Genomic DNA, 21108 nt, shown 5'->3' with positions numbered 1-21108 from the left:
CCCCCTTACTTTAGGGCAGACTCGCGACCCGGGTGAGGGTCGCAACGGCTTCGACGTGGTGCGAGTTGGGGAACAGGTCGAGCGCCTCGACGCTGCGGGTCTCGTAGCCCGCGTCGCGGAACGTCGCCAGGTCGCGCGCGAGCGCAACGGGGTCGCACGCGACGTAGACCACGGTCGCCGGCGAAAGCCCCGCGATCGACTCGACGACGGCGCGCCCGGCGCCGGCGCGAGGCGGGTCGAGCAGCACGACTCCGCTCGCGAGGCGATCGCGTTCCATGGCGGATGTCGTGCCCTCGAGCTGCGTGAGCCAGCGGTCGACGCGGCCGGTCTCCGCCCGGGCTCCGACCCACTCCGCGAGGTTCTCGCCCGCGTGGTCGGTCGCACGCGCGTCGGACTCGACCGATGTCACCCGGGTCGCGGGGCCACCGAGGCTCGCGAGCGTCGCTGCGAAGAGTCCGACGCCGCCGTACAGGTCGAGGTGCCAGGCGTCGGGGTCGACAGCGCCCTCGAGGGTGCGCGCGACGACGTCCGTGAGGGATCCGGCGGCGAGACGGTGCACCTGCCAGAAGCCGCCGGCGTCGACCCGGAAGTCACGACCCCCGACGGTCTCGATGACGACCTCGCGGGCGGGATTGCCGCGCGTCGGGGCGGCCGCGGGCGCGGGAGTGCGGCCACGGCGGCGAGAACCGGTGCGCGTCGTCTCGGGGCGCGGAATGACGCGCACCCGCCCGCCTGCGGGCTGTACGAGGTCGATGCGCCCGGGCTTGTCCTGCGACAGGTTCCGCGCCGCCTCCGCGACCGCGGGGGTCGCCAACGGAAGGTCGTCGACGGGGATGACCCGGTGGCTGCGCGCGGCATACGGGCCGACCCGCCCCTCGTCGTCGACGTGCAGGCTGACGCGCGTGCGCCATCCGGTGCCGTCGGCCGTCTCGGGCTCGGGGCCGTCGGCGGCGCGGATCGCGACGGGCAGGTCGAGCCCGGCGAAACGGCGCAGCGCGTCGGTGAGCACGTCGAGCTTGAGCTCGCGCTGATGGGCGAGGTCGATGTGGCCGAAGTCAGCGCCGCCGGGGCGCTGTTCGGGCGGCGTGTCGACGTCTGCCTGACGCCACACGTGGGCACGACGGTGGGGCGAGGCATCCAGCACCTCGAGCGTCTCGGCACGCCAGAACGAGTTCTTGGACGTGTCGGTCAGCCGTGCGCGCACGCGCTCGCCCGGGATGGCGTCGGGCACGAAGACGACGCGGCCCTCGTGTCGGGCGACGAAGACGCCGCCGTGGGCGACGCCCGTGATGTCGAGATCGAGCAGTTCGCCGGAGTCCATCCCCCGATTCTCCCCCAAAGACGCCGGCGTCCGGGCCCTACCCTGGGGAGATGCGCGTATGCCTGGCCTCGACATCGCCCGCCCGTCTCATGCTGCTGCGACAAGCGGGCATCACCGCGCACACCCTCGCGCCCGACGTCGACGAAGAAGCCGTCGTCGCCGCCGTCGAGACGGCAGAGGAGCGGACGCTGTCACCGCACGAGCACGTGCTGCTGCTCGCGCGCCGCAAAGCCGCCGATGTCGCGGCGCGCCTGGCCGACGACACGCCCGACTTCGACGGGCTCGTGATCGGCGGGGACTCGATGTTCGAACTCGGCGACGATGTGCTCGGCAAGCCGCACACACCCGCCAACGCCGTCGCCCGCTGGCGCGCGATGCGCGGCCGCACGGGCGTGCTGCACTCGGGACACGCCGTCGTGCGCGTCGAGCCCGGGCGGCCGCCGCGCGAGGTGCACGCCGTGGCGGCGGCGTCGGTCACCTTTGCACAGGACGTGACGGATGCCGAGATCACGGCCTACGTCGCCACGGGCGAGCCGTTGCACGTCGCGGGCGCCTTCACGGTGGACTCGCTCGGGGGCGCCTTCATCGAGCGGGTCGAAGGCGACCCCTCGACCGTCGTGGGCATGTCGCTCTCGACGATCCGACGGCTCGTGCGCGAACTCGACGTCGAGTGGACGTCGCTGTGGAACGGGGCCGACGACGATCCGACGTTGTCGTAGGACTCCCACGTTTTTCGACGGTTCTTGTAGGGAGTACTCAAAAGCGCGCCCACAACCCTCGGTAGGCTGACATCCATGCCTCAGACCGCTCCGGCGAAGATCACCAAGGTCCTCATTGCCAATCGCGGCGAGATCGCCGTTCGCATCATCCGTGCCGCACGTGACGCCGCCATCTCGTCAGTCGCGGTCTACGCCGATCAGGATCGCGACGCCCTGCACGTGCGACTCGCCGACGAGGCGTACGCACTCGACGGCTCGACGAGCGCCGACACGTACCTCTCGATCGACAAGATCCTCTCGGTCGCGCGCCGCTCGGGCGCAGACGCCGTCCACCCCGGCTACGGGTTCCTCGCCGAGAACGCCGACTTCGCGCGCGCCGTCTCGGACGCCGGCCTCATCTGGATCGGCCCGTCCCCCGACGCGATCGAAGCGCTCGGCGACAAGGTCACGGCCCGCCACGTCGCAGAGAAGGTCGGCGCGCCGCTCGCACCGGGCACGCCGGGCCCCGTCTCGGGCGCCGACGAGGTCATCGCTTTCGCCGATGAGTTCGGTCTGCCGATCGCGATCAAGGCCGCCTTCGGCGGCGGCGGGCGCGGCCTCAAAGTCGCGCGCACGAAGGAAGAGATCCCCGAGCAGTTCGAGTCGGCGACTCGCGAAGCAGTCAGCGCCTTCGGTCGCGGCGAGTGCTTCGTCGAGAAGTACCTCGACAAGCCGCGTCACGTCGAGACGCAGTGCCTCGCGGATGCCGCCGGCAACGTCGTCGTCATCTCGACGCGGGACTGCTCGCTGCAGCGCCGCCACCAGAAGCTCGTCGAGGAGGCTCCGGCGCCGTTCCTCACGGACGAGCAGAACCGCATCCTGTACGAATCGTCGAAGGCCATCCTCCGCGAAGTCGGCTACGTCGGCGCGGGAACGTGCGAGTTCCTCATCGGCGCCGACGGCACGATCTCCTTCCTCGAGGTCAACACACGCCTGCAGGTCGAACACCCCGTGTCCGAAGAAGTCACCGGCATCGACCTCGTCCGCGAGCAGTTCCGTCTCGCCGAGGGTCAGGACATCGGCTACGACGACCCCGTCGCCGAGGGCCACTCGATCGAGTTCCGCATCAACGGCGAAGACCCGGGGCGCGGTTTCCTGCCCCAGCCCGGACCCATTCACGTCTTCAAGACGTTCGGCGGTCCCGGCATCCGCCTCGATTCGGGCGTCACGGCCGGCGACAGCGTCTCGGGCGCCTTCGACTCGCTGCTGGCGAAGATCATCGTGACCGGCCGCGACCGCGCCCAGGCTCTGGAGCGAGCGCGCCGAGCACTCGACGAGTTCGAGATCACCGGCCTGCCGACCGTGCTGCCGTTTCATCGCGAGGTCGTGCGCGACCCGGCCTTCACCGCTGAGGACGGCCACTTCGGCGTCTTCACGCGCTGGATCGAGACCGAGTTCGCCGGCGACATCCCCCCGTGGGACGGGGAGCTCGAGGCTCCGAAGGCCGCCGAGCCGCGCCACACCGTCGTCGTCGAGGTGAGCGGCAAGCGCCTCGAGGTGAGCCTTCCGGACCGCATCACCGCGACGTCCGGCGCCACCGGACGCCCCGCCGCCGCACCCCCGTCTCGCCGCTCGCACACGACGACGGTTGTGGCAGGAGCCTCGGGTGACGCCGTCAAGGCCCCGATGCAGGCCACGATCGTCAAGGTCGCGGTCGAGGACGGCCAACAGGTCGTCAAGGGCGACCTCGTCATCGTGCTCGAGGCGATGAAGATGGAGCAGCCCATCCAGGCCCACAAGGACGGCGTCATCGGCTCGATCAACGCCGCGGCCGGCGCGACCGTGTCGGCCGGCCACCTGCTGCTCACGATCACCGCACCGTAAGGCCGGTCGGGACGCCCCGCCCGGCGGGGAGACGGATGCGCGGGCTCAGGCCCCGTACACCGTGTGATCCACGACATGCATGGCGCGGGCGGCATCCGTGATGCTGCCCGACAGCGACGGGTAGACGGTGAAGACGCGCGAGACCTGGTCGATCGTCAGGCGCCGTTCGACGGCGATCGCGATCGGGTAGATGAGCTCGGATGCCCGCGGCCCCACGATGACGCCGCCCACGACACTGCCCGACCCCTGCCGCGCGATGAGCTTGACGAAGCCGTCCTTGATACCCATCATCTTCGCCCGCGGGTTCGCCGCGAGCGGCAGCTTGTGCACGACGGCGGCGATCCGCCCGTCGAGGATGTCCTTCTCCTGCCAGCCGACCGTGGCGATCTCGGGGGCGGTGAAGATGTTCGAGGCGATCCGGCGGCGCTCGAGCGGAATGACGACATCGCCCAGAGCGTGGAAGACGGCCGTCCGACCTTGCATCGAGGCGACCGAGGCGAGCGGCACGAAGGTCGTGCAATCGCCGGCGGCGTAGATGTTGGGCACCGAGGTGCGCGCGACTCGGTTGACCTGGATGTGCCCGGACTCGGTCATCTGCACGCCGGCCTGCTCGAGTCCGATGCCTGCCGTGTTGGGCACCGATCCGACGGCCATGAGGCAGTGGCTGCCTTCGACCGTGCGTCCGTCGCTCAGCGTCACGACGACGCGGTCGCCGAGGTTCTCGACCTTGTCGGCGCGCGACTTCGACAGCAGCGTCATTCCGCCGCGCTTGAACACGCGCTCGAGCACCGCTGCGGCGTCGGTGTCTTCGCCGGGCAGCACCTGGTCGCGGCTCGAGACGAGCGTGACCTTCGCACCGAGGTTCATGTACGCACCCGCGAATTCTGCACCGGTGACGCCGGAGCCGACGACGATGAGATGCTCGGGCAGCGCCTTCATGTCGTACAGCTGGGTCCAGGTGAGGATGCGCTCACCATCGGGCATCGCGCTCGGCAGCTCGCGCGGCGACGCGCCGACCGAGACGACGAGGGTGTCTGCCTCGATGCGGTCGAAGTCGGTGCCCCCGACGTCGGTCGAGATGACGACGGCGTTCTCGCCCTCAAGCCGGCCGTGCCCCGAGATGAGGCGGACGCCGGCCTCGACGAGCGCGGCGCGCATGTCATCGGACTGCTGCCGAGCGAGAGAGAGCAGCCGCTTGTTGACGGCGCGCATGTTGATCGCGATCTCGGGCTTGAGCGGCTTCCCGGTGTCGCCCTTTGCGAACAGCTGCACTCCGAGGTCGCTCGCCCCGGCGATCGCGACAGCGGCGTCTGCGGTCGCGATGAGCGACTTGGACGGCACGACGTCGGTCATGACAGCCGAGCCGCCGACCCCCGCGCGTTCGACGAGGGTCACGTCGGCGCCGAGCTGCCTCGCTGCCAGCGCCGCCTCGTAACCGCCCGGCCCGCCGCCGAGGATCGCGACGGACTGGGTGCGCTCGAAGCTCAAGGACATGGCATCTATTCTTCCCGACGGATGGCGCGCCCATGACCGGGGCGACACTCCGGTCACCGACGTGTATAGCCGCGACGCGCTTGCGTTCCTAGAGTGGGGGGCATGCCAGACACCATCGCGAACCCGCTCGATGACCCGAGTGCCGATCCGTTCGCCGTCGCCGCCGAGGCGGCCGCCGACATCGCGCGGCTCACCGGCGTCGAGCAGCACGACATCGCCCTGACGCTCGGAAGCGGCTGGGGCAGGGCCGCCGAGCTCATCGGCGAGACGACGGCGAGCTTTCCCGCGACCGAGGTCACGGGCTTCAGCCGGCCCGCGCTCGAGGGGCACGTCGGCACGCTGAGCAGTGTCCGCACCGACAAGGGCCGCAATGTGCTCGTGATCGGCGCCCGCACACACTTCTACGAGGGCCACGGGCCGCGTCGCGTCGTGCACAGTGTGCGCACGGCCGCCGCGACGGGCGCGCGGATCATGGTGCTCACCAACGGGGCAGGCGGCATCCGGCACACATGGAGCCCCGGCCAGCCCGTGCTCATCAGCGATCACATCAACCTCACCGGCGCGTCTCCCCTCGAGGGCGCGACGTTCATCGACCTGACCGATCTGTACTCGATGCGCCTGCGCAACGTCGCACTGTCGATCGACCCGACGCTCGATGAGGGCGTGTACTGCCAATTCCGCGGGCCCCAGTACGAGACGCCCGCCGAAGTGCGCATGGCCAAGACGATCGGCGGGCACATCGTCGGCATGTCGACGGCGCTCGAAGCGATCGCCGCGCGACAGGCCGGCATGGAGATCCTCGGGCTGTCGCTCATCACGAACATGGCGGCCGGCATCCAGACGACTCCGCTCAGTCATCAGGAGGTCATCGAGGCGGGCCGCGCGGCCGAGCCCGTCATCTCGTCGCTGCTCGCCCGCGTCATCGGCGCCCTATGAGCGGCGCCGAGCCGGACATGGTCGCGTCCGAATCCGCGGGGACGGATGCCGCCCCCCGACTCGACGACGCACTGCGAGCGCGAGCCGTCGCCTGGCTCGCCCAGGACCCCGACGGCCAGACCCGCGCCGAACTGCGGGCGCTCCTGGACGCCGCCGACGAGGGCGACCCGGCAGCATCCGCCTCACTCGCGGACCGCTTCTCGACGCGCCTCGCCTTCGGCACCGCAGGCCTGCGCGGTCGACTCGGGGCGGGCAGCAACCGCATGAACCGAGTGCTCGTGGGGCAGGCCGCCGCGGGATTCGCGGCATATCTACGCGAGCACGCCGGCGCCGACGAGACCCCGACGGTCATCATCGGGTACGACGGACGACGCAACTCCGACGTGTTCGCCCGGGACTCCGCCGAGATCTTCGCGGGAGCGGGGCTGCGGGTCATCCTGCTGCCGCGCCTGCTGCCGACCCCCGTGCTCGCCTTCGCCGTGCGGTACTTCGACGCGGCGGCGGGCGTCATGGTGACGGCATCCCACAACCCGCCGGATGACAACGGCTACAAGGTGTACCTCGGCGGTGCCGACGGCGGGTCGCAGATCGTCGCGCCCGCCGATGCCGAGATCGCGGCGCATATCCAGCGCATCGCCGACGAGGGCGACCTCGCCGCGATCCCCCGCTCGCTCGCGTACGAGACGGCGTCCGAGGCGGTCATCGACGAGTACGTCGCCGCGACGGCGGCGGTCGCCCCCGCGGGGCCGGGCGCCGAGGGGTTCTCGTGGGTGTACACCGCGATGCACGGCGTCGGATGGCAGACCCTCGAACGCATCCTCGGCGAGGCCGGATACCCCCTGCCGATGCTCGTCGGGGCCCAGATCGAGCCCGACGGCGCGTTTCCCACGGTGTCGTTCCCCAATCCCGAAGAGCCCGGTGCGATGGATCTCGCGTTCGAGACCGCCCGCGCCGCGGGCGCCGAGCTCGTGATCGCGAACGACCCCGACGCCGACCGGCTCGCGGTCGCGATTCCGGATGCCGAGGCCGAGGGCGGCTGGCGGCGCCTGAGCGGAAACCAGGTCGGGCTGCTTCTGGGATGGCGGGCCGCGCGGCTCGCGGCCGGCATCGACGGCGCCTCCCTGGCCTGCTCGCTGGTGTCATCGCCCGGCCTCGCGGTCGTCGCCGAGCACTACGGGCTGGACTTCTACGCGACCCTCACGGGGTTCAAGTGGATCTCACGGGCTCCCGGCTTGGTGTTCGGGTTCGAGGAGGCACTCGGCTATCTCGTCAATCCCGAAACGGTGCGCGACAAGGACGGGATCTCCGCCGCCGTCGCGATCCTGGGGCTGGCGACCGACGCGCGGGCCGAGGGGCGTTCGCTCACCGATCTGCTCTACGAGTTCGACGAGACCTTCGGTTCGTTCGCGAGCGACCAGATCGCGATCCGGGTCGACGACGTGTCGGCGATCGCGCGCATCCTGGGCGCGCTGCGGGCCGAGCCCCCGGTGGCGATCGGCGATGTCGCCGTCGAGCGCATCGACGACCTGCTCGAGGGCGTGGACGGCCTGCCGCCGGGCGACGTGCTGCGCCTGTGGCTCGCGGACGGCTCGCGCGTGCTCGTGCGCCCGAGCGGAACCGAGCCCAAGCTCAAGCTCTACCTCGATGTGCGCGGCGACTCCCCCACCGATGCCCAGACCCGCATCAGCGCCCTCGCCTCCGGCGCCCGCGCGCTGCTGGACACGCTCGGCTGACCGGGCGGGGGGTCCGCCACTCACGCGCCGTCTCGGTGGTCGGATGCCGTCTCCTGACGGAAAGCGGCCCCGCGTGTCCGGGGTGCGTGTTATCGTGCCACCCGGTCTTCAGGTGAGGACGCAACAAGGGGGGCACGGCATGAGCGACGACACGACGACGTCGGACGCGCCCGCGGGGGTGGCATCCGATCCTCCCCGCTGGCTGCGCAATGTCATCCTGTTCCTCGGGGGGCAGACCTTCAGCCTGTTCGGCTCGATGCTCGTGCAGTACACCGTCTTCTGGTACCTGACGATCACGTACCAGTCGGGGCTCATCATGACCCTCGCGGCGCTGTTCGGCTTTCTGCCGCAGGCGGTCGTGTCGATCTTCGGCGGTGTGTGGGCCGATCGCCACAACCGCAAGTACCTCATCATGGCCGCCGACGCCGCCATCGCCGTGACGACGCTCACGCTCGCCCTGATCATGATGAGGGGCTACGACGCCGTGTGGCTCATCTTCCTGACGATGGCGATCCGTTCGGCGGGCGCCGGCATCCAGACGCCGGCCGTGTCGGCCCTGATCCCGCAGATCGTTCCGACGCGCAACCTCATGCGGGTCAACGGCATCAACGGGTCGATCCAATCGGCGATGGCTCTGCTCGCCCCCGCGGTCGGCGGCGCCCTGTACGCGTGGGCGTCGGTGGCGTACGGAGGCTCGGCCGCCTCGCTCATCCCGATCTTCTTCATCGACGTCGTGACCGCCGCGCTCGGCATCGGACTGCTCGCGTTCATCCCCGTCAAACCCGTGCGACGCACGGGGGATGTGCAGACCGGGTACTTCGCCGACCTCGTCGACGGCGTGCGCTACATCGCCCATCACGCGTTCGTGCGCTGGCTGCTCGTGCTGTTCGCGATCATCTTCGTGCTCGCCGTCGCGCCGTCCAACCTCACGCCGCTCATGCTCGTGCGCTCGTTCCCGGCGGGTCCGACACAGGATGTCGTCAACCTCGCGATCCTCGAGGTGTCGTTCAGCGTCGGAATGGTGCTCGGCGGCATCGTCGTCGCCTCGTTCTTCGCACACCGCAGCCGAATCGGGATGATCGTCGTCTCGTCGCTCGTCTTCGGGGCGCTGTCGATCGGTCTCGGGCTGTCGTTCAACATCTGGCTGTTCTTCGGATTCATGTTCCTCGTCGGACTCGCCGTGCCGTTCTTCTCGACCCCGTCGATGACGCTCCTGCAAGAGACCGTCGAACCGGAGCGGCAGGGCCGTGTGTTCGGCTTCGTCGGCATCGTCATGGCCGTGGGGATGCCGCTCGGCATGGTCGTGTTCGGGCCCCTCGCCGACGTCGTGTCGATCGAGCTGCTGCTGATCGCCGCGGGCATCCTGGCCTTCATCGTGGTGGGCCTCGCGATCGGCCTGCCGGCCGGGCAGCGCGCGATCCAGGCTGCACGCCAAGCCGCGGCCGCAGCCACTCCGGCCGCCGGAGCCGCCGCCGTCGATGCCGTCATGCACGACGACGACGAGCGCTCCTGAGACCGGGGCCGTTCTCGGCCCGCCCCGGCCGTTCAGATGTCACATTCTGCGTTCGAATCGCCCGGAAGCCGACCGTTCGAGGCAGACGAACGGGAGCCACCGGCCCCGTAGACGCCGACCGACCCGGCGTCACCCATCCACGACAGCGACCAGCTCATCGAGGAACGAGGCGAAGTCCGTGCCGCGGCGCACGATGCGCTGCACCGAGTCGCGTTCGCTGAACACCTCGACGAACTGCTCGAACACGGTTTGGAACGCCTCGCGGTCGGTCTCGGAGAACGCCACGAGCGCGACGACCTGCACACGGCCCTCGCCCCATTCGATCGACGGGTCGGCGATGCCGATCGCGATCGCGGTGCGCGTCGCGGTCATCCCGAGCGCGTGCGGCACGGCGAGCGCGTCGGTGAACGCCGTCGACGACAGCTCTTCTCGCTGGATCGCCCGCTCGACGTAATCGTCGTCGATGACGCCCTTCGCCACGAGGAGCGCCCCCAGACGTCGGATCACGGCCTCCGACGAGCCGCCGCCGAGCCCATGAACGAACGCCTCGGGCGAGAAGTACCGCGACAGCTCGTCGCGCAGCCGCGCGAGCCGTCGTCCCCGCCGGATCCGCACCGCCGCAGACTGCACCCGCTCGACGTCGGCGCCCGTGAGGAACGGCTGGATTCGCACGGTCCGCTCCCCGGGTGCCGGAGGGTCGATCGTCGTCAGAACGAGGTCGGTGTCGATCGAGGCCCAGTCGGGGTCGGCGCGCGTCTCGACGCCCACGACCTCGATCGCCTGCCCGAGCGAGCGGTCGACCGACGAGCGCAGCAGTTCGTGCAGCTCGTAGTATCCGGGGCACACGATCGTCGCCGTCAGCAGCTGGTCGGCGCGGCGGCTGCGCTCGAGGCGTCCGCCGACATGCATCGCGATGTAGGCGATCTCGTCGTCGAGCAGGGGGATGTCGAGGCGCTCGTGCAGCCCCGACGCGATGTAGACGGCGACTTCGAAGATCATCGGGTACGTCGACTTCAGCGACCGCGTCAGCGGATTGCGCGACCACGCCCGCTCCCGCGCGCGGTGCCGCAGGTTCTGCACGTGCAGCGCGAGCCGCAGGATGAAGTCCTCGTGCGCGATGTCGACGAGGAACTCGGATGCCGCCCCCTCGACAACCGCGCGCACGGCTTCGTGCACGTCGGGCTCCAGCCGCGCGCGCGCCTGTGCACCGGGCTCCCCCTCCCCGGGCGCGACGACGCGCGTCAGGACGAGCGTCGCGAGATGTTGCACGTCTCCGGCCCCGAGCGTCACCCCCAGGTGCTGCTCTGACAGCGCCGCGAGGATCTCCGCGACTTGCTGCTGCGCGGGGCCCTGCGCTCCGGCGCCGTCGAGTCCGCGGTCGCGCGATACGCGGTCGGCGGCGATCGCGATGTGCATGACGACATCGGCGATGCCGAACTCGTTGACGAAGTACCCGAGCGCGCCGAGTTGCGTGACGAGGTCGGTTTTGAACGGCCCGAACGCCTGCGCGCCGATCGACCCCTCGCCGAGCGTTCGCCGCAGCGCCTCGAGGTCGAACGAGCCCGCCTCCATCTCGTCGTGCGCGAGCCGCGACAGCAACCGCCGCTGCGCCATCTCGGTGCCCCGCAGCCGCGCCTGCGCCGCAGAACGCTCCAGCGTCAGCTCGGTGCCGCCGAGGAGTCCGCGCACGCGCGCGAGGTCGGCGTCGAGAGTCGCGGGGCTGACGTGCAGCGCGTCGGCGGACTCGAAGACGTCGATGCCTTCGGGCGCATCCAGCAGCGACCGCACGAGCGTGTGCAGCCGGTCTCGGGGGGCATCGACACCGCCGGTCGTTCGCAGTGCGGCCGCAGCATACGGCCCCGCCCGGTACCCGTGCGGCCCCGACTCGACGGCACCACCGTCGGGCACCCGCGCGTTGAGCGCCGTGACATATGAGCGGATGCTGCGGGGCGTGACGCCGAGCGCATCGGCGAGGCTCGCCGCGGTCGCCCACTGGCCGTCGCGCGCGAGCAGGCCGAGCAGGCGGTCCTGTCGCGCTCTGGTCACGGTGCTCCTTCGGTGGCAGGCCACGCCCAGTCAACCACGCGCACCGTGGCCCGTTTCCGCCCCCGCGGAAGAAGGGGTGGTTGTCGCTGCCCCGGCTTTTCACCAGAATGGCGTCACAGGGAGGTCGGGTCGATGAGGATCCTCGTGGTCTGCGGTGCGGGTGCGTCGAGCACCTTCGTCGCTCAGCGCCTGCGCCACGCGGCGCACGACAGCGGCTTCGCCTGCACCGCCTTCGCCGGTACCGAGAAGTCCCTGCCGATCGATCTCGATGCCGCCGACGTCGTGCTGGTGGGCCCGCATCTCGAACACGATCTGGAGCGCATCGAGCTCGACGCCGCCTATCGCGGGACCACCGTCGTGCTGCTGCCGCCGGACATCTTCGCCGACATCGACGGCTCGCGCACGCTGCAGATCGTCCGCGATTCGGTCGGAGACCCCGCGCTGCGCCCCATGCCCATCGCACCGTACGAGAGAGACGAGACACAGATCATGCCCTCCATCACCAGGACGGTCCGGATCGGGTCGTCGCACGGACTTCACGCTCGTCCGGCGAAGCTGTTCGCTCAGGCCGCGAAAGACGCCGCGATCCCCGTCACGATCGCGAAGGATGCCGGCGGGCCGGTCAACGCCGCGAGCATCCTCGGCGTCATCGCCCTGGGCATCGAACAGGGCGACTACGTCACCCTCACCGCCGACGGCGACAGCGCCGAAGCCACTCTCGACCGGCTCGCCGAGCTGCTCTCGACCGACCACGACGCGGAGTAGGCCATGCCGGAGATTCGCGGAGTGGGTATCGGGCTGGGCGTTGCCCAGGGGACCGTCGCGCGCATGGCCGAGCCCTTCCCCCCGCCGAGCGACGCACCCAGCGAGCGCAGCCCCGAAGAAGAGCGGACGCGCGTGCGCGAGGCCGTCGCCTCTGTCGCACGCGAGCTCGAGGAACGCGGCGCGCAAGCCGGCGGCGCGGCCCGGGACGTGCTCGAGGCCCAGGCGATGATGGCCGAGGACCCGTCGCTCGAGTCCGAGATCGACGCCCGCCTGGCTGACGCCAAGACGGGCGAGTTCGCCGTGTACGATGCCTTCGCGTCGTTCCGCGAACAGCTCGTCGCTATGGGCGGCTACCTCGGCGAGCGAGCCGCCGACCTCGACGACGTGGCGCAGCGCGTCATCGCACGGCTGCGCGGTGTGCCCGCGCCGGGGGTGCCCGACCCGGGGCACCCGTTCGTGCTCGTGGCGAAAGACCTCGCGCCGGCGGACACGGCCCTGCTCGACCTCGACAAGGTGCTCGCTCTCATCACGACCGAGGGCGGGCCGACCTCGCACACCGCGATCCTCGCCCGCGAGAAGTCGATCGTCGCGATCGTCGGAGCCGTCGGGGCTCAGGATCTGACCGACGGCGAGACGGTGATCGTGGATGCCGCCGCCGGCGTCATCACGACGCAGCCGACCGCCGACGAGCTCGATCGCGCGGCGAACCGCGCCGACGCGCGGGCGGCGGCGTCGTCGGCGCCCATCACCGATGGAGCCCTCGCCGACGGCACGGCGATCCCGCTGCTGGCGAACCTGGGCAAACCCGAGAGTGCGGCCGAGGCGGTCGCACTGGGCGCCGAGGGCGTCGGGCTGTTCCGCACCGAGTTCCTGTTCCTGAGCGCGAACCAGGCGCCGACGGTCGAGCAGCAGCGCGAGGCGTACACGAAGCTGCTCGCGGCCTTTCCCGGCAAGAAGGTCGTCGTGCGCGTGCTCGACGCGGGCGCCGACAAGCCGCTGGCGTTCCTCAACGACGCGCACGAGGACAACCCCGCCCTGGGCCTGCGCGGGATCCGCGCGCTCCGCGCGAGCGAGGACATCCTGCACGAGCAGCTGACGGCCCTGGCCCAAGCGGATGCCGCCACCAGCGCCGACCTGTGGGTCATGGCCCCCATGGTCGCGACGGTCGAAGAGACGGAGTACTTCGTCGGCGTCGCCCGCGACTACGGCATCAAGACCGCCGGCGTCATGGTCGAGGTGCCGTCGTCGGCGCTCATGGCGGACCGCGTGCTCGCCCACGCCGACTTCGCCTCGATCGGCACGAACGACCTGACGCAGTACACCCTGGCGGCCGACCGGCTGCTCGGCTCGGTCGCGGCGTTCCAAGACCCCTGGCACCCCGCCGTCCTGCGGCTCATCCGCGAGGTCGGCGAGGCCGGTCGGATGAACGGCAAGCCCGTGGGGATCTGCGGCGAAGCCGCGGCCGACCCCCTCTTGGCCGTCGTGCTCGTCGGGCTCGGCGCGACGTCGCTGTCGATGGCGCCGACGGCGCTGGCCGACGTGCGAGCCACCCTGTTGCAGTACACGATCGCCGATGCCCGAGACATCGCCGCCTCCGCGCTCGCCACGGACGACGCGGGATCGGCACGAACCGCGGCCCGGACGGCCGCCACCCGGAAGAAGGAGACAGAGTCATGACGACGGCCTCGACCCCTGCAAAGGCCGCCGGCGGTGCCCGCGTAGGCGTGCAGCGTTTCGGAACGTTCCTCTCCGGCATGATCATGCCGAACATCCCCGCTCTCATCGCGTGGGGCATCTTCACGATGTTCTTCATCGAGAAGGGATTCACCCCCAATGCCGACTTGGCATCGATCGTGGGGCCCTTCATCCACTACCTGCTGCCGCTCATCATCGGCTACACGGGCGGCTACATCGTCTACAAGCAGCGCGGCGGCGTCGTCGGCGTCATCGCGACGATGGGCGCGATCGCCGGTTCTGACCTGCTGATCGCGCAGGTCAACGCCGACCTCCCCGCCGACAACCAGCTCGGCCAGGTGCACATGTTCATCGGCGCGATGATCATGGGGCCGCTCGCGGCGTGGACGATGCGCTGGCTGGACAGCCTGTGGGACGGCAAGATCCGCTCGGGCTTCGAGATGCTCGTGAACATGTTCTCGGCGGGCATCTGGGGGTTCATCATGGCCATCGTCGGGTTCTACCCGATCGCGTGGCTCGTGAACGGCCTGATGACCGTGCTCAGCAACGCCGTCAGCTGGCTCGTCGAGCTGAACCTGCTGCCCTTGACGAGCATTCTGATCGAGCCGGCGAAGGTGCTGTTCCTCAATAACGCCATCAACCACGGCGTGCTCACCCCGCTCGGTCTCACCGAGTCCGAGCGGGACGGCCAGTCGATCCTGTTCCTCCTCGAGGCCAACCCGGGTCCGGGTCTGGGCCTGCTCCTGGCGTTCGCGTTCTTCGGCATCGGCGCGGCTCGCGCCTCGGCGCCGGGCGCGGCGATCATCCAGTTCGCCGGGGGCATCCATGAGGTGTACTTCCCCTACGCCCTCATGAAGCCGACCCTCATCCTCGCTCTCATCGCGGGTGGCGCCACGGGCGTCACGACGAACATGCTGCTGGGCGGCGGACTCGTCTTCCCTGCGGCCCCGGGCAGCATCTTCGCCGTCAGCGCGGCGGCCGTCGGCGCGGGTGTGCCGAACCTGCTCGTCGTGCTGCTGTCGGTCGTGCTCGCGGCCACCGTGACCTTCCTCGTGGCATCGGTGATCCTGCGCGCCTCACGCAAGCGCGACCTGCTCGCCGAGGCCGACCAATTCTCGACCGCCGTCTCGAAGACGGCGGCCATCAAGGGCAAATCCTCTGTCGCCCTCGACGCGCTGCGCGTTTCGGACGGCAAGGACCCCGAAGCGGTCCGCGAAGCGCAGGAGGCCGTGGACAAGCTCGAGACCGAGGCCGAGACCGGCGGACAGCTCGACGGCGGCATCGTCGCGACGAAGCAGGTGCGCAGCGTCGTGTTCGCGTGCGACGCCGGTATGGGATCGTCGGCGATGGGTGCCAGTGTGCTGCGGAACAAGATGAAGAAGGCGGGCATCGACGACGTCGCGGTCACCAACAAGGCGATCGCGAACCTCGATGACAGCGCCGACCTCGTCATCACCCAGAACCAGCTCACCGACCGCGCGCGCAAGCAGGTGCCGGGCGCGATGCACGTGTCGGTCGACAACTTCATGAACTCCCCGAAGTACGACGAGGTCGTAGACCTGGTGCGCGACCAGCATCAGGATGGGACGTAGCCCCGAGACCGCTGCAGGGCCGGGCCGGCGTCATGCCCCCGGTTCTGCAGCCTCGGCGCGCGGCATCCGTCCATCGACGAAGGGAAACCGAAATGGCACGTGACGTACTGAACCCCGAGCAGGTCAGGATCCACAGCGGCAGCGCGACGCGCGAAGAGGCGATGAAGGAAGCCGCTGACATCCTCGAAGCAGCCGGTGCCGTCACCGGCGCCTACTTCGACGCGATGCAGCAGCGCGAGCAGACCGTGTCGACCTACATGGGCAACGAGCTGGCGATCCCGCACGGCACGAACGAGACGAAGGACGAAATCCTCGACTCGGCACTGTCGGTGGTTCGGTACGACGGCGGTGTCGATTGGGGCGGTGAGCCGGTCACCTTCGTCGTGGGCATCGCCGGCAAGGGCGACGAGCACCTCGAGATCCTGTCGCAGATCGCGATCCTGTTCTCCGAAGAGGACGACGTCGCCCGGCTCAAGGCCGCCCAGACGCCCGACGAGCTGTACGCCCTCGTCTCGGCGGCAGGCGTCTGATGAAGGCCGTCCAGTTCGGCGCGGGAAACATTGGCCGAGGCTTCGTCGGCATGCTGCTGCACGAGGCCGGGTACGAGCTCGTGTTCTCCGATGTCTCCGCTCCCCTCGTCGATGCTCTCAACTCCGTCTCGCAGTACACCGTGCACGAAGTCGGCGACGGCGGCCGCGACACGGTTGTGACCGGCTTCCGCGCCATCAACAGCGCAGAGCATGCCGACCAGGTGATCGAAGAGGTCGCCGGGGCCGACGTCGTCACGACGGCCGTGGGGCCGTCCGTGCTGCCCTTCGTCGCGCCGCTCGTCCTGGCGGGGCTCGCGCTGCGCGACCCGTCCTCGCCGCCCCTGCAGGTCATGGCGTGCGAGAACGCGATCAATGCGACCGACATCCTGCGCGACAAGATCCGCGAGCAGGCCGGCGACGCGTGGGATGCCATTTCGGGTCGCGCCGTCTTCGCCAACACGGCCGTGGACCGCATCGTCCCGGGACAGCCCGCGGGCGGCGGAGTCGACGTGACGGTCGAGCCGTTCTTCGAGTGGGCGATCGAACGGGGCCCGTTCGGCGACTCCGTGCCCGATATACCCGGCGCGCACTTCGTCGACGACCTTGCGCCGTACATCGAGCGCAAGCTGTTCACGGTCAACACGGGTCACGCCACGACGGCGTACTTCGGCGCCCAGGCGGGCGTCGAGATGATCTCGGACGCCCTCGCCGACCCGGCGATCGCAGCCAAGGTCGAGGCGACGCTCGAAGAGACGTCGGCGCTGCTCGTCGCCAAACACGGACTCGACCCGTCCGTGCAGGCCCAGTATCGGGCCACGATCCTGCGGCGCTTCCGCAACCCCGCGCTGCCGGACACGGTGTGGCGCGTCGGGCGCCAGCCGCTGCGCAAGCTGTCGCGGCACGAGCGGTTCGTCGGGCCGGCGGCCGAGGCGGCCGAACGCGGCCTCGGCGTCGACGCGCTCGTCAGGGCGATGGGCGCCGCACTCGCCTTCGACGATGCCGACGACCCGCAGTCGGTCGAGATGCAGCGACAGCTGCGGGAACAGGATGCCGCGACGTTCACCGAGTCGGTCACGGGCCTGGAACCCGCGCATCCGCTCTTCGCCCGCGTGCAGGAGGTCGTCGCGGCGCGACAGGCTGAACTCGGCTGACGGACGCGCGGCTCGGCGTCGTCACGGGCGCGTCACCGGGAGGCCGTAAACTCCTCGCCCGTGACCCTCGCCCTCGCCTGTGCCGCCGCGTTCGTCGCCGCCGTCATACAGCGCATCACCGGGCTCGGCTTCGTGCTCGTGCTCGTCGGCCCCATCGTGCTCGTCTACGGGCCGCTCGAAGGCGTCACGATCGCGGTGCTGCTGGCCCTCGTCGCCGCGCTCAGCGCCGTGCCGCTCGTGTGGCGCGAGGTCGACTGGCGTCGCACCGCGTGGCTCATCTGGCCGGGGCTGCTCGCCGCTCCGCTCGGCGCGTTCCTCGTGCGCGCGATCCCGGATGCCGCGGTGCTGCTGCTCATCGCCGGGATGGCGTACTTCGCGCTCACCGCCGGGTGGGTGCCCGCCCTTTCGGCGCCGCTGCGGGGCAGAAAGGGTGCCGTCGTGGCCGGCAGTGCGGCGGGCTTCATGCACGTCGCAAGCGGCCTGTCAGGCCCGGCGCTTGCCGCCTACGCCGTGGGCGACCGGTGGGAGCAGCGCCGCTTCGCGGCGAGCGTGCAAGTGATCTTCGTCGCGCTGAGCGCCGTCTCCGTGCTGCTTCGGGGTCTGCCGGTCTCGCCCACAGGAGATATCTGCCTCCTGGTCGCGGCGACGGTTGTGGGCATCCTGATCGGAAGCCTGCTCGCCCGGTTCGTCGCGCCACGCACCGCGCGTCGGGCGATGCTCGCGATCGCCTGGGCCGGCGCGACGGTCGTCCTGGCGCGCGGCATCCTCGCTCTTCTCGGCCTGCCCTGACCGCGCGCCGGCCGCGCATCCGCCCCGTCTCTGCAGGAGCGGATGCCGCGGTCCGGTCAGCGCGTGAAGCCCTCGCCGATGATCTCGATGAGCTCTTCGCGCTCTTCGACGGCGAGGAATGCCGCCGCGGCGGCGTTGAGCTGGAACGCCTCGATGTCTTCGAGGGTGTAGTCGAACGTCTCGACGAGATGCGCGAGCTCGCGCGTCAGCGACGTGCCGCTCATCGTGCGGTTGTCGACGTTGACCGTCACCGCGAAGCCGAGCTGGTAGAGCAGGTCGAACGGGTGGTCCTCGAGGGTGCGCCCCCACGCCGCGCTCGCCCCCGTCTGCAGATTCGACGACGGCGACAGCTCGAGCGCGATCTCGCGGTCGCGCACCCAGCGCGCAAGGTCGCCGAAGCGCACGTACACCTCGTCGCCGGCGCTCGAGACGAGCTCGAGGTCTTCGGCGATGCGCACCCCGTGACCGAGCCGCAAGGCGCGGCCGTCCAGCAGCGCACCGCGGATCGAATCGAGGCCCGCCGCTTCGCCAGCGTGCACCGTGACGGGGAAGAACGCCTCGGCGAGGTAGTCGAAGGCGGCGCGGTGACGCGACGCGGGATAGCCCTCTTCGGGGCCGGCGATGTCGAAGCCGACGACTCCGCGCTCGCGCCAGCTCACCGCGAGCTCGGCGACCTCGAGCGAGCGGTCGGTCTGGCGCATCGCACTGAGCAGCTGACCGACCCGGATGTCGTGACCGCGACCCTCGGCGGCATCCTCGCCTTCTTCGATGCCCTCCTGCACGGCCGCCACCGCCTCGTCGAGCGTGAGCCCGCGGGTCAGGTGCTGCTCGGGCGCCCAGCGCATCTCGCCGTAGACGACGCCGTCCGACGCGAGGTCTTCGACGAACTCCCGCGCGACGCGGGTCAGCCCTTCTCGTGTCTGCATGACCGCGGTCGAGACCTCGAACATCGTGAGGTACTCCTCGAGCGATCCGGCGTCGCTGCGCGCAGCGAACCATTCGGCGAGGTCCGCCGCGTCGGTCTCGGGCACATCGATGCCGTGCTCATCGGCGAGGTCGACGATCGTCTCGGGGCGCACGCCGCCGTCGAGGTGATCGTGCAACGACACCTTCGGCAGTCCGCGGAGCGAGACGCCCTGTACGACGGCGTCGCCGTTCTGTTCGATGGGCATGGCGTGGGCTCCTCGGGTCGTGCGGTGGGTTCAGTTCGGATCGGGCTGCCGGTGGCTCACGCCGTGATGCGCTCGAAGACGAGCGGCGTGCGCGCGGGGGGTTCGAGCGCGATCTGCCACGCCCCCTCGACCGCTTCGAGCGCGCGGTCGAAGCGCGAGGCGTCGTGACCCAGCAGCGTGAAGAGCGGTTGCCCCGCGGCGACCTCATCGCCCGGCTTGACGTGCAGGTCGATGCCCGCCGCGTGCAGCACCGGGTCCTCTGCGCGCGCTCGACCGGCTCCGAGCCGCCACGCCGCGATGCCGAACGGCAGAGCCTCGATGCGAGAGACGAAGCCCGCTTCGGGCGCGGTGACGGTGTGCGTCTCGTTCGGCTGCGGCAGCGGGGCATCCGGATCGCCGTCCTGCGCGCGGATCATGGCGCGCCAGGTGTCCATCGCGCGCCCGTCCTGCAGCGCACGCTCGACATCGGCATCGGGCTGGCCGGCGAGCGCGAGCATCTCGCGGGCGAGGGCGACCGTGAGTTCGACGACATCGGCGGGACCGCCGCCGGCGAGCACCTCGACCGATTCGCGCACTTCGTTGGCGTTGCCGATCGTCAGGCCGAGGGGCGTGTTCATGTCCGTCAGCAGCGCGGTCGTCGCGACGCCCGAGTCGGTGCCGAGCGCGACCATCGTGCGGGCGAGCTCACGCGCGCGGTCGACGTCCTGCATGAAAGCGCCCGAGCCGAACTTGACGTCGAGCACGAGCGAATCGGTGCCCTCGGCGATCTTCTTCGACATGATGCTCGATGCGATGAGCGGGATCGCCTCGACCGTGCCGGTGACATCACGCAGCGCGTAGAGCTTCTTGTCGGCGGGGGCGAGGCCTGAGCCCGCGGCGCAGATGACGGCTCCGACGTCGGCGAGCTGGGCGAGCATCTCGTCGTTCGACAGCGCGGCGCGCCATCCGGGAATGGACTCGAGCTTGTCCAGCGTGCCGCCCGTGTGCCCGAGTCCGCGGCCGGACAGCTGCGGCACAGCGACACCGAACGATGCGACCAGCGGAGCAAGCGGAAGCGTGATCTTGTCGCCGACGCCGCCCGTCGAGTGCTTGTCGACCGTGGGCTTGCCGAGGTCCGCGAAGCTCATGCGCTCGCCCGACGCGATCATGGCATCGGTCAGCACGCGGATCTCGTCGCGCGTCATGCCGTTGAGCAGGATTGCCATCGCGAAGGATGCCATCTGCGAATCTGCGACGTAGCCGCGCGTGTAGGCGTCGACCATCCAGCGCAGCGCACGCTCGGGCACGGCACCGCCGTCGCGCTTGGCACGGATGATGTCGACGGCGTCGTGCGCCTCTACGGCGGAAGGCGACCCTTCGGCGGGCTCAGACACCTTACCGGCACTCATTGGGCCACCGCCTCGAGGTCGCGCGGACCGAACGCGTCAGGCAGCACCTCGTCGATCGTGCGGATGCCGGACACCGTTTCGAGCAGCATCCCCGGCAGCGCGAACTCGTTCAGCAGCTGCCGGCAGCGCCCGCACGGCATGATCGTCTCGCCCTCGCCGTTGACGCACACGAACGCGACGAGCTGGCCGCCGCCGGACATCTGCAGCTCGCTCACGAGGCCGCACTCAGCGCACAGCCCGACGCCGTACGACGCGTTCTCGACGTTGCATCCCTGCACGATGCGGCCGTCCGACACGAGCGCCGCCGCGCCGACGCGATAACGCGAATACGGCGCGTAGGCGCGCTGCATCGCGGCGGTCGCCGCTGCGCGCAGTTCGTCCCAGTCGATGTCGGTCATCGC

Annotated in this window: 17 protein-coding genes and 1 pseudogene; 12 read left to right on the top strand and 6 right to left on the bottom strand. The window is 70.4% G+C overall.

Features of this window, described 5'->3' with window-relative positions:
- Nucleotides 1–10: 10 nt before the first annotated feature.
- A complete protein-coding gene (locus AC25YV_RS01290; protein WP_488122013.1) occupies nucleotides 11–1321 on the bottom strand; it encodes a class I SAM-dependent RNA methyltransferase in 1311 nt (436 codons plus the stop codon).
- A 50-nt stretch (nucleotides 1322–1371) separates the two neighbouring features.
- On the opposite strand from AC25YV_RS01290, the gene AC25YV_RS01285 reads away from it, so the two are divergent.
- On the top strand, nucleotides 1372–2040 hold the full coding sequence (locus tag AC25YV_RS01285; protein ID WP_488122012.1) for a Maf family protein: 669 nt from the start codon (nucleotides 1372–1374) through the stop codon (nucleotides 2038–2040).
- Nucleotides 2041–2115: 75 nt separating this feature from the next.
- A complete protein-coding gene (locus AC25YV_RS01280) occupies nucleotides 2116–3903 on the top strand; it encodes an acetyl/propionyl/methylcrotonyl-CoA carboxylase subunit alpha (protein ID WP_488122011.1) in 1788 nt (595 codons plus the stop codon).
- A 45-nt stretch (nucleotides 3904–3948) separates the two neighbouring features.
- Here the strand turns inward: AC25YV_RS01280 and AC25YV_RS01275 are convergent, their stop codons facing one another.
- Complete coding sequence (locus AC25YV_RS01275; protein ID WP_488122010.1) at nucleotides 3949–5397, bottom strand: NAD(P)H-quinone dehydrogenase; 1449 nt, start codon at nucleotides 5395–5397, stop codon at nucleotides 3949–3951.
- A gap of 102 nt (nucleotides 5398–5499) precedes the next feature.
- Here AC25YV_RS01275 and AC25YV_RS01270 point away from each other — a divergent pair, with 102 nt between their 5' ends.
- The 3 genes from AC25YV_RS01270 (at nucleotide 5500) to AC25YV_RS01260 (ending at nucleotide 9579) form a co-directional block, all read left to right on the top strand.
- Entirely contained in the window at nucleotides 5500–6333 is an 834-nt protein-coding gene (locus AC25YV_RS01270; protein ID WP_488122009.1) for a purine-nucleoside phosphorylase, read from the top strand.
- A gap of 17 nt (nucleotides 6334–6350) precedes the next feature.
- Entirely contained in the window at nucleotides 6351–8066 is a 1716-nt protein-coding gene (locus AC25YV_RS01265; RefSeq protein ID WP_488122290.1) for a phospho-sugar mutase, read from the top strand.
- Nucleotides 8067–8205: 139 nt separating this feature from the next.
- Nucleotides 8206–9579 carry an MFS transporter gene (locus tag AC25YV_RS01260; protein WP_488122008.1) on the top strand — a complete coding sequence of 458 codons (1374 nt, stop codon included), beginning with the start codon at nucleotides 8206–8208 and terminating at the stop codon, nucleotides 9577–9579.
- Between the two features lie 129 nt (nucleotides 9580–9708).
- Here AC25YV_RS01260 and AC25YV_RS01255 read toward each other — a convergent pair whose 3' ends face one another.
- On the bottom strand, nucleotides 9709–11625 hold the full coding sequence (locus AC25YV_RS01255) for a BglG family transcription antiterminator (RefSeq protein ID WP_488122007.1): 1917 nt from the start codon (nucleotides 11623–11625) through the stop codon (nucleotides 9709–9711).
- 132 nt (nucleotides 11626–11757) lie between these two features.
- On the opposite strand from AC25YV_RS01255, the pseudogene AC25YV_RS01250 reads away from it, so the two are divergent.
- The 7 genes and pseudogenes from AC25YV_RS01250 to AC25YV_RS01220 form a co-directional block, all read left to right on the top strand.
- A pseudogene (locus tag AC25YV_RS01250) lies at nucleotides 11758–11937 on the top strand (PTS sugar transporter); the annotation flags it as partial.
- A 177-nt stretch (nucleotides 11938–12114) separates the two neighbouring features.
- Nucleotides 12115–12390 (top strand): HPr family phosphocarrier protein, encoded by a 276-nt coding sequence (locus AC25YV_RS01245; RefSeq protein ID WP_488122289.1) that lies wholly within the window; start codon nucleotides 12115–12117, stop codon nucleotides 12388–12390.
- Between the two features lie 3 nt (nucleotides 12391–12393).
- On the top strand, nucleotides 12394–14067 hold the full coding sequence (gene ptsP / locus AC25YV_RS01240; protein WP_488122006.1) for a phosphoenolpyruvate--protein phosphotransferase: 1674 nt from the start codon (nucleotides 12394–12396) through the stop codon (nucleotides 14065–14067).
- A complete protein-coding gene (locus tag AC25YV_RS01235; RefSeq protein WP_488122005.1) occupies nucleotides 14064–15677 on the top strand; it encodes a PTS mannitol transporter subunit IIBC in 1614 nt (537 codons plus the stop codon). Before ptsP ends, AC25YV_RS01235 begins: the two co-directional genes overlap by 4 nt.
- A 92-nt stretch (nucleotides 15678–15769) precedes the next feature.
- A complete protein-coding gene (locus tag AC25YV_RS01230; protein WP_488122004.1) occupies nucleotides 15770–16207 on the top strand; it encodes a PTS mannitol transporter subunit IIA in 438 nt (145 codons plus the stop codon).
- The gene (locus AC25YV_RS01225) at nucleotides 16207–17358 is read left to right on the top strand and encodes a mannitol-1-phosphate 5-dehydrogenase (RefSeq protein WP_488122003.1); all 1152 of its coding nucleotides are present in this window, start codon (nucleotides 16207–16209) and stop codon (nucleotides 17356–17358) included. The genes AC25YV_RS01230 and AC25YV_RS01225 overlap by 1 nt, the downstream gene beginning before the upstream one ends.
- 60 nt (nucleotides 17359–17418) lie before the next feature.
- Nucleotides 17419–18147, top strand: a complete 729-nt coding sequence (locus tag AC25YV_RS01220) for a TSUP family transporter (RefSeq protein WP_488122002.1) — start codon at nucleotides 17419–17421, stop codon at nucleotides 18145–18147.
- Nucleotides 18148–18203: 56 nt separating this feature from the next.
- Here AC25YV_RS01220 and AC25YV_RS01215 read toward each other — a convergent pair whose 3' ends face one another.
- From AC25YV_RS01215 to AC25YV_RS01205, 3 genes are read right to left on the bottom strand one after another with little or no spacing between them, the layout of a single operon-like run.
- Nucleotides 18204–19319 carry an adenosine deaminase gene (locus AC25YV_RS01215; RefSeq protein ID WP_488122001.1) on the bottom strand — a complete coding sequence of 372 codons (1116 nt, stop codon included), beginning with the start codon at nucleotides 19317–19319 and terminating at the stop codon, nucleotides 18204–18206.
- 56 nt (nucleotides 19320–19375) lie between these two features.
- A complete protein-coding gene (locus AC25YV_RS01210) occupies nucleotides 19376–20707 on the bottom strand; it encodes a thymidine phosphorylase (protein WP_488122000.1) in 1332 nt (443 codons plus the stop codon).
- A complete protein-coding gene (locus tag AC25YV_RS01205) occupies nucleotides 20704–21105 on the bottom strand; it encodes a cytidine deaminase (protein WP_488121999.1) in 402 nt (133 codons plus the stop codon). The genes AC25YV_RS01210 and AC25YV_RS01205 overlap by 4 nt, the downstream gene beginning before the upstream one ends.
- Nucleotides 21106–21108: the final 3 nt, after the last annotated feature.

The organism is Microbacterium sp. Y832 (assembly GCF_057669765.1).
This window is presented reverse-complemented; position numbering and strand designations above follow the sequence as displayed.